Source organism: Brevundimonas sp. BR2-1 (genome assembly GCF_037626195.1).
In the GTDB taxonomy this organism is placed as follows: Bacteria; Pseudomonadota; Alphaproteobacteria; order Caulobacterales; family Caulobacteraceae; genus Brevundimonas.
This window is the reverse complement of sequence record NZ_JARKMV010000002.1, coordinates 147,321-155,333: the sequence shown is the minus strand read 5'-3', so window position 1 is coordinate 155,333 and position 8,013 is coordinate 147,321. Positions and strand designations below refer to the sequence as shown.

Annotated in this window: 7 protein-coding genes; 2 read left to right on the top strand and 5 right to left on the bottom strand. The window is 70.0% G+C overall.

All coding sequences use genetic code 11. The features are described from left to right. Nucleotides 1–15: 15 nt before the first annotated feature. Nucleotides 16–915, top strand: a complete 900-nt coding sequence (locus BrevBR_RS10335) for an ROK family protein (RefSeq protein ID WP_332641410.1) — start codon at nt 16–18, stop codon at nt 913–915. A gap of 12 nt (nt 916–927) precedes the next feature. Here BrevBR_RS10335 and BrevBR_RS10330 read toward each other — a convergent pair whose 3' ends face one another. Beyond that, nucleotides 928–1,080, bottom strand: a complete 153-nt coding sequence (locus tag BrevBR_RS10330; protein ID WP_332641409.1) for a hypothetical protein — start codon at nt 1,078–1,080, stop codon at nt 928–930. 142 nt (nt 1,081–1,222) lie between these two features. On the opposite strand from BrevBR_RS10330, the gene BrevBR_RS10325 reads away from it, so the two are divergent. Beyond that, on the top strand, nt 1,223–1,576 hold the full coding sequence (locus BrevBR_RS10325) for a DMT family protein (RefSeq protein WP_340000884.1): 354 nt from the start codon (nt 1,223–1,225) through the stop codon (nt 1,574–1,576). On the opposite strand, the gene BrevBR_RS10320 is transcribed toward BrevBR_RS10325, so the two are convergent. From BrevBR_RS10320 to BrevBR_RS10305, 4 genes are read right to left on the bottom strand one after another with little or no spacing between them, the layout of a single operon-like run. Next, the gene (locus BrevBR_RS10320; RefSeq protein WP_340000883.1) at nt 1,573–2,577 is read right to left on the bottom strand and encodes a DUF2891 domain-containing protein; all 1,005 of its coding nucleotides are present in this window, start codon (nt 2,575–2,577) and stop codon (nt 1,573–1,575) included. The two genes, BrevBR_RS10325 and BrevBR_RS10320, sit on opposite strands and share 4 nt — an antisense overlap. Before the next feature lies 1 nt (nt 2,578). After that, on the bottom strand, nt 2,579–3,544 hold the full coding sequence (locus tag BrevBR_RS10315) for a DUF979 domain-containing protein (RefSeq protein ID WP_340000882.1): 966 nt from the start codon (nt 3,542–3,544) through the stop codon (nt 2,579–2,581). After that, nucleotides 3,541–4,269 carry a DUF969 domain-containing protein gene (locus BrevBR_RS10310; protein ID WP_340000881.1) on the bottom strand — a complete coding sequence of 243 codons (729 nt, stop codon included), beginning with the start codon at nt 4,267–4,269 and terminating at the stop codon, nt 3,541–3,543. The genes BrevBR_RS10315 and BrevBR_RS10310 overlap by 4 nt, the downstream gene beginning before the upstream one ends. A gap of 42 nt (nt 4,270–4,311) precedes the next feature. Next, on the bottom strand, nt 4,312–7,953 hold the full coding sequence (locus BrevBR_RS10305) for a hydantoinase B/oxoprolinase family protein (protein ID WP_340000880.1): 3,642 nt from the start codon (nt 7,951–7,953) through the stop codon (nt 4,312–4,314). Nucleotides 7,954–8,013: the final 60 nt, after the last annotated feature.

The following is an 8,013-nucleotide window of genomic DNA, read 5'->3' as shown; positions in this document are numbered from 1 at the left end:
GCGGGGAGGGATCTGATGTCAAACCGGGGGCCGTTGCTCGCCGGGGTGGAGCTGGGCGGGACAAAATGCGTCTGCCTGCTGGCTTCCGGCCCCGACGACATCCGCGAGCAGGTGCGGATCGAGACGACCTCGCCCGGAGAAACCCTCGCCGCGATCCAGGCCGTCCTGACGCGCTGGCATGAGGCCGAAGGCTTCGCGGCCATCGGCGTGGCCAGTTTCGGACCGCTCGTGCTGGACCCCGGCGCCGCCGGATACGGCCGCATCGTCAACACTTCCAAACCCGGCTGGAGCGGCGCCGATGTGCTGGTGCCGCTGCGCGGGTTCGGCGTCCCGATCGGGTTCGACACGGACGTCAACGGCGCGGCCCTGGCCGAGGGACGATGGGGCGGGGCGCAGGGCCTGGACAGCCATGCCTATGTCACCGTCGGCACGGGCATCGGCGTCGGCTCCGTGGTGCGGGGTCGCACCGTCCGGGGGCTGGGTCATTCCGAGGCCGGGCATCTGCGCATCCCCCGTCTGGCCGGCGAGACTTGGGCCGGCGTCTGCCCCTATCATGGAGACTGCGTGGAGGGTCTGGCCTCGGGTCCGGCGATCCAGGCCAAGTCGGGAGAGCCGGGCGACCGGCTGACGCCGTCCGATCCTGCATGGGACGAGGTGGTTCACGCGCTTGCCGCCCTGCTGCACAATCTGGCGCTGACCACCGCGCCGCAGCGGATCCTGATCGGCGGCGGCGTCGTCGGCGGGCGACCCTTCCTGCTGCCCCGGATCAGAACGGCGCTGATCCGGAGTCTGAACGGCTACGGCGCGGCGCCGGAGATCGCCGCCCGGATCGAGGACTTCGTCGCGGCTCCCGCCCTGGCCGACCGGGCCGGTCCGCTGGGCGCCATCGCCCTGGCGCAGGACGCTCCGGACTGAGCCGTCGAGCGGCTAGACTCCCCGCGTACCGTTGATGAAGCGTTCGTACCGATCCTGCCGGATCGAGGCGCCGTCGCCGTCCAGCTTGACCACCACCCAGACGCTGGCGGCCGACAGGATCGTCGCGCCGATCAGCACCGGCCAGATTTCACGAACAGCGCGCATCGCAGCGTCTTCCATCACCGAACCGGTTGCCGTGGCTCGGGCCGGGAACGGACGCCGCCGATCCCGGTTCCTGTGTCCGCTCCCGCATCTTGACGGACTCGCTCCCGGCTGATGCATGAGGGGACGCCGCCACGGGTCCCGCATGCCGATCTCCTTCGCCCAGCTCGCACCCATCCTGATGCTGACGGCGTCCAACATCTTCATGACCCTGGCCTGGTACGGGCATCTGAAATTCGGCTCGAAACCCCTGTGGCTGGTGGTCATCGTCAGCTGGGGGATCGCCTTCTTCGAATACTGCCTCGCCGTGCCCGCCAACCGGATCGGGCATCAGGTTTATTCGGCCGCGGAGCTGAAGACGATGCAGGAGGTCATCACCCTGATCGTCTTCGCCGTCTTCTCGGTCACCTTCCTCGGCGAGAAGCTGACGATGAACCACGCGGTCGGCTTCGCCCTGATCCTGGCCGGCGCCTGGTTCGTATTCCGAGGCCCGCTCTAGCCCTCGGCCAGCAAGGCCAGCAAGGCGAAACTGGCCAGCCAGTGCTCGCCCATATAGTCGCCGGTGACGTGCGGGAGGGCGGCGTCGAGGTGGTCGCTGGCGGCCTCCAGGATGATAACCCGGCGAGGGTCGCCTGATGGCAAGGCGGCGGCGATCTCGCGCCAGCACCAGGCGCGGCTCAGGTTCAGCCCGTCCAGATGGGCGATCTTGCCGTCCGACCGGTCGCTGACGCCGGCGGGCTGGAACAGGGTCCTGGGTTCGCGCCGGTCCAGCCGGGGCAGGAAGGCGTCGAACCAGCCGGTGAAGGCGTCCTGCGCCATCACCCGCCGCATCAGCACCGCCTCCATCAGGGCCGGAGACAGGAACTCGTCCTGCGACGGCTCCCACGCCTGACAGTCGCGGTCGCCCGAATGCCAGCGCAACGCCCGCTCCTGGCACAGGGCGATCAGGGCGGCGTCGCCCGCGCCCTCGGCGTAGTCGAGCGTCAGCCTCAGGGCGAAGGCGGTATTGTAATGCGTCCCGACCCGCACCGGATAATCCGCCAGGGGCAGGAAGTCCGTGAACCGCCGGGCGAAGGCCTGCGTCAGCGGACGCAGCCTGTCGGCCATCCCGTCTCCGTGCCGCTCCAGCTCGGCGCCCAGCATCAGCAGCCAGGCCCAGCCGTAAGGCCGCTCGAACGGGCGGCTCAGGGGACGATCCAGATAGGCCGTTTCGGCCGCCACGTTGTCCGGTGTGAACATCTGGTCGGCCAGCGTCCGGATCCGCGCGGCTTCCGGCATGTCGGGATACAGCCGCAGCAGCGTGAACAGGGTCCACCATCCATGCACGCACGAATGCCAGTCGAAACTGCCGAAGAAGATCGGATGCAGGGCGCGCGGTCCCTGCACGTCCTCGGGTCCAGTCAGGACGTGGTCCATCTTGTTCGGATATTCGCGGACCACATGGCCCAGCGCCGCCGAGGCGAAGCGGGAGGCCGTGGCGGCGTCGAGGCGGTGCGTCATCTCAGAACCTGAAGGCGAAGGCGTACATCAGCGCCATATTGACCATGAGCAGGATCAGGGCCGTCGGAATCTGGGCCCGGATCACCCCGTTCAGCGCCGCGTCACGGTCGGGCAGTTCCAGCAGATTGGCCGGCACGACGTTGAAGTTGGCCGCCATGGGCGTCATCAGCGTCCCGCAGAATCCGGCCAGCATGCCGATCGCGCAGACGATGGCGGGGTTGCCGCCGAACTGGACGACCACGAAGGGCAGACCGATCGCAGCGGTCATCACCGGGAAGGCGGCGAAGGCGTTGCCCATGATCACCGTGAACAGCGCCATCCCAAGACAATAGACGACGACCGCGATCAGCGGCGAGGTCAGGGGCACGGCCTGGCTGACCAGCTGACCCACCACCCCGCCCACGTCGGACGCAAGGAAGACCGCACCCAGCGAGGCCAGCATCTGCGGCAGCACGGCGGCCCAGCCGATGGAATCCATCAGCCGCCGGCCTTCCTGCACCGGCGCCATCACCGGCGGCCGCAGCCAGGCCATGGCCGCGAACAGGGCGATGAGGCAGCCGAGCCCCAGGGCGATCAGCGTCGTCTGGACCGGGGACAGCAGCCATGTTCCGGCCCCCGTATGCTTGGCCGCCAGCGTCCCGCCGACCGCGACCAGAGGCACGATCAGGGCCGGGATGAACAGGGCGTCGCCCCGACGCAACGCGCCCTCGCGCCGTTCGTCCAGCGTCGTCGTCGGGGGATGGCCGACGCCCAGCTTCTTCAGCCCGCCGACCGCGACCAGCGCCAGCACCAGAATCCCGTTCCACAGCCCGCCCAGCCACGAACCGAACAGCATGGACACGGCGATCAGGCCCCAGAAGACGGCGCTGCGGACGCGCGTCGGGTGCGTCCCGTCTCCGAGGGTCAGGACGGCGAAGGCGGCGAACATCAGCCCCACCAGCACATAGGCGTGGTCCAGGGTGATCATTGCGCCGCTCCCGCATCGGCGGCGGCCGCGATCTCGCGCTTCACCGACCGGTCGAACAGCAGCAGCCGCGCGCCGTGGACGGCGAAGGCGGCGATGGCGGTCGGTATGGCCCAGACCGACATCTGCAACGGCTCGACGATGATCCCCGCCTGTTCGAGGAAGCCGACCATCAGGACGATGGAGCCGATGGCGATGAAGATGTCCTCACCGAAGAACAGGCCGACGTTGTCCGTGGCCGCCGACATGCCGCGGATGCGATAGCGCAGGGCGTCGGGCAGGGAGCCGCCCGCCTGAACCTCGGCCGCGCCCTCGGCCATCGGCGCCACCAGCGGCCGGACCATCTGCGGATGCCCGCCCAGCGAAGTCAGACCCAGGGCCGAGGTCGCCTGCCGCACCAGCAGATAGCTGATCAGCAGCCGACCCGCCGTCGCCGCCCTGACCTGCGCGATCAGCAGCCGCGCCCGCTCCTGCAACCCGGCCCGCTCCAGCAGGCCGATCACCGGCAGGACCAGCCAGGTGATGTGGAAATAGCGGTTGTCGTTGAACGCGTCCCCGAACGCCGCCAGCGTGTTGACCGCCGCCAGCCACAGCGCGCGCACGCCGACGCCGGGCGCGACGGCCGCCGCCACCCCCGTGACGATCGCCGCCAGCAGAATGACCAGCAGCGGATTGATGCGGGCGATGAAGCCCAGCACGACGACCGCGATCCCCAGAAGCACAAGCATTCGGATTCTCCCCTCCGCGGATGGTTGCGCCGATCGCGCCGTTCAGGAAGCCTTTTTCGGCCCGTAGCCGCCGCCGCCCGGCGTCTCGATGACGAAGACGTCGCCCAGCGCCATGCGGACTTCGGCCGTCGAGGCCAGGGCCTCGCGCGCGCCGTTAGCCCGTTCGATCCGGTTGACGCCCGTCGCTCCGTCCTGACCCCCGACCGCGCCGAAGGGGGCCGTGCGCCGATGGTTGGACAGGATGGCCGCCGTCAGGGGTTCGAGGAAGCGCACGCGCCGGACCGCGCCGTCGCCCCCCCGGTTCGCGCCGTCTCCGCCCGATCCACGCCGGATCGAGAACTCCTCCAACAGGACCGGGAAACGGGCTTCCAGCACCTCGGGATCGGTCAGCCGGCTGTTGGTCATATGGGTCTGCACCGCCGAGGCCCCATCGAAGCCGGGGCCCGCCCCCGACCCTCCGGCGATGGTCTCGTAATACTGCCGGGCGTCGTCTCCGAAGGTGAAATTGTTCATCGTCCCCTGGCTGGCCGCCAGCACGCCCAGGGCGCCGTACAGGCAGTCGACCACGGCCTGGCTGGTCTCGACATTGCCGGCCACGACGGCGGCGGGATAGCGGGGGTTCAGCATCGAGCCCTCCGGCACGATCAGCCGGATCGGCTTCAGACAGCCTTCGTTCAGCGGAATGGCGTCGTCCACCAGGGTGCGGAAGACATAGAGGGTCGCGGCCCGGGTAATCGACAGCGGCGCGTTGAAATTGTTGGGCCGCTGGTCGCTGGTGCCGGTGAAGTCGACGACCGCGCTGCGGGCCGTGGCGTCCACATCGATCCGCACCTTTATGACCGCGCCGTCGTCCATCTCCAGTTCGAAGACGCCGGGCTTCAGGGCGACAATGGCGCGGCGGACGGCCTCTTCGGCATTATCCTGAATATGAACCATGTAGGCGGCCACCACTTCCCGGCCGAACTCGGCGACCATGCGGGTCAGCTCGTCCGCGCCGCGGGCGCACGAGGCGACCTGGGCCTTCAGATCGGCCATGTTCTGGCCGACGTTGCGCGACGGATAGCGGCCCGAGGCGAACAGGGCCCGGGTCTCGGCGTCCCTCAGCCGTCCGGCGTCGATCAGCAGGAAGTCGTCGATCAGCACGCCTTCGTCCTCGACCGTCTTCGAGGAGGGCGGCATTGATCCCGGCGTGATCCCGCCGACGTCGGCGTGGTGACCCCGGGCCGCGACGAAGAAGGCGGGAGCGTCGTCGGCCTCGAGGAAGACCGGCATGATGACCGTGATGTCGGGCAGGTGGGTGCCGCCATTGTAGGGCGCGTTCAGCATGTAGACGTCGCCGCGCTGCATCCCCCGGCCGTCGGCCGCACCGCCCCGGGACCGGATCACGGTGCGGATGCTCTCGCCCATCGAGCCGAGGTGAACCGGGATGTGCGGCGCATTGGCGATCAGGGCGCCGGTCGCGTCGAACACGGCGCAGGAGAAGTCCAGCCGCTCCTTGATGTTGACCGAATAGGCTGTGGCCCTCAGCGCCTCGCCCATCTGTTCCGCGGCGGCCATGAAGCGGCTGTTGAATACTTCCAGCATGATCGGATCGGCATCCGTGCCCAGCGCCGCGCGAGCGGGCAGGGCGGTCACGCGGGCGAGGATCAGGTTCAGCGCCTCGTCCGCCGTGGCGCGCCAACCAGGCTCCAGCACCGTCGTACCGGTGTCCTCCAGGATCACGGCGGGACCTTCGACCGAGGCGCCGGGCCCGAAGGCGTCGCGGCGATAGACGGGCGCATCATGCCCGGCGCCCGCCATCCGCACGGGCACGCGGGCGACCGCCGGCGGTGCGCGGTCATGCCGCCCGGCGAAGGGCGTCGACGCGGCCTGATCCGATGCGGCCACGGCCTCGGCTTCCAGCGTCTCAACGACCAGCGCCTTGTCCTCGGCGAAGAAGCCGAAGCGCAGCCGGTGCAAGGCTTCGAAGGCCGCCCGCATCTCACCGGCCGGGCCGTAGGGCACAGTCAGCGGCGTGTCCGATCCGGCGAATTTGATCTCGGCCCGAACGACGGTGGTGATCGCATCGTCGGCGAAACCCTGCCGGGTCAGCAGGCCGCGCGCGTCGGCGGTCAGGGCCCCGGCCCGGTCGCTGAGCGCCGCATCGCCTGCGGCTTCCAACGGAGCCGCCACCGTCGCCTGCCGGATTGCCCGGACGTCGGCCAGCCCCATGCCATAGGCCGACAGCACGCCCGCGAACGGGTGCAGCATGACGCGCGTCATGCCCAGCGCGTCCGCGACCAGACAGGCATGCTGCCCGCCCGCGCCGCCGAAACAGTTCAGCACATAGCGGGTGACGTCGTAGCCCCGCTGGATCGACACCGACTTGATCGCCTCAGCCATATTCTGAACGGCGATGGTGATGAAGCCCTCGGCCAGCGCTTCCGGCGTCGTCTCACGACCCGTCGCCTGCGCGACCTCGACGGCCAGCGCCGCGAACTTCTCGCGCACGGCGCCGGCGTCCAGCGGCTGGTCGCCGTCCGGGCCAAAGACGGCGGGGAACTGGTCAGGGCGCAGCTTGCCCAGCATGACGTTGCAGTCCGTCACCGTCAGCGGTCCCCCGCGGCGATAGGCGGCCGGCCCCGGCACGGCGCCCGCCGACTCCGGTCCGACCCGCAGCCGCGATCCGTCGAAGCGGCAGATCGAGCCCCCGCCCGCCGCCACCGTATGGATACTCAACATCGGCGCACGCAGACGGACGCCCGCCACCACGGCGTCCGACGTCCGCTCATAGTCCCCGGCGAAATGCGACACGTCGGTCGAGGTCCCGCCCATGTCGAAGCCGATGACCCGGTCGAAGCCCGCCGCCCGCGCCGTCCCGGCCATGCCGACCACGCCCCCGGCCGGTCCCGACAGGATGGCGTCCTTGCCCCGGAAGGCGTTCGCCGCCGTCAGCCCGCCGCTGGACTGCATGAACAGCAGCGGCGTCGCCTCGCCCAGATCGGCGCCCACGCGATCGACATAGGCGCGCAGGATCGGCGACAGATAGGCGTCGGCCACGGTGGTGTCGCCGCGCCCGATCAGCTTGATCAGCGCCCCGATCTCGTGGCTGACCGAAACCTGTTCGAACCCGACCTCGCGCGCGATCTCCGCCAGCCGCGTCTCGTGCTCCGTGAACCGCCAGCCGTGCATGAGCACTATGGCGATCGCGCGCAGTCCCGCCGCATGGGCCGTGGTCAGGTCGGCGCGGGCCCGGTCCTCGTCCAGCGCCTGTTCGACCGTTCCGTCGGCCCGAACCCGTTCGCCGATCTCGACGACCCGGTCGTAGAGCTGTTCGTTCAAAACGATGTTGCGGGCGAAGATGTCGGGCCGGCTCTGCCAGCCGATGCGCAGGGCGTCGCCGAAGCCGCGCGTGATGGCCAGCAGCGTCGGCTCGCCCTTGCGTTCCAGCAGGGCGTTGGTCGCCACCGTCGTGCCCATGCGGATGGCCTCGACCCGGCCCTCGGGCAGCGGCCCCGGCGCGACGCCCAGGATGCGGCGCACCCCCTCCACGGCGGCGTCGGCGTACTGCTCCGGATTGTCGGACAGCAGTTTGCGCGTCTCCAGCCGCCCGTCCGGCGCGCGGGCGACGATGTCCGTGAAGGTGCCGCCGCGATCGATCCAGAAGCGCCAGCCGGCGCGAGCGGGGATCGATGACGCGCTCATGGGCTTCGCTCCGACGGCAGGAGCGATGCAGATAGCCGGTGGCGCCGCCGTCCGTCTACG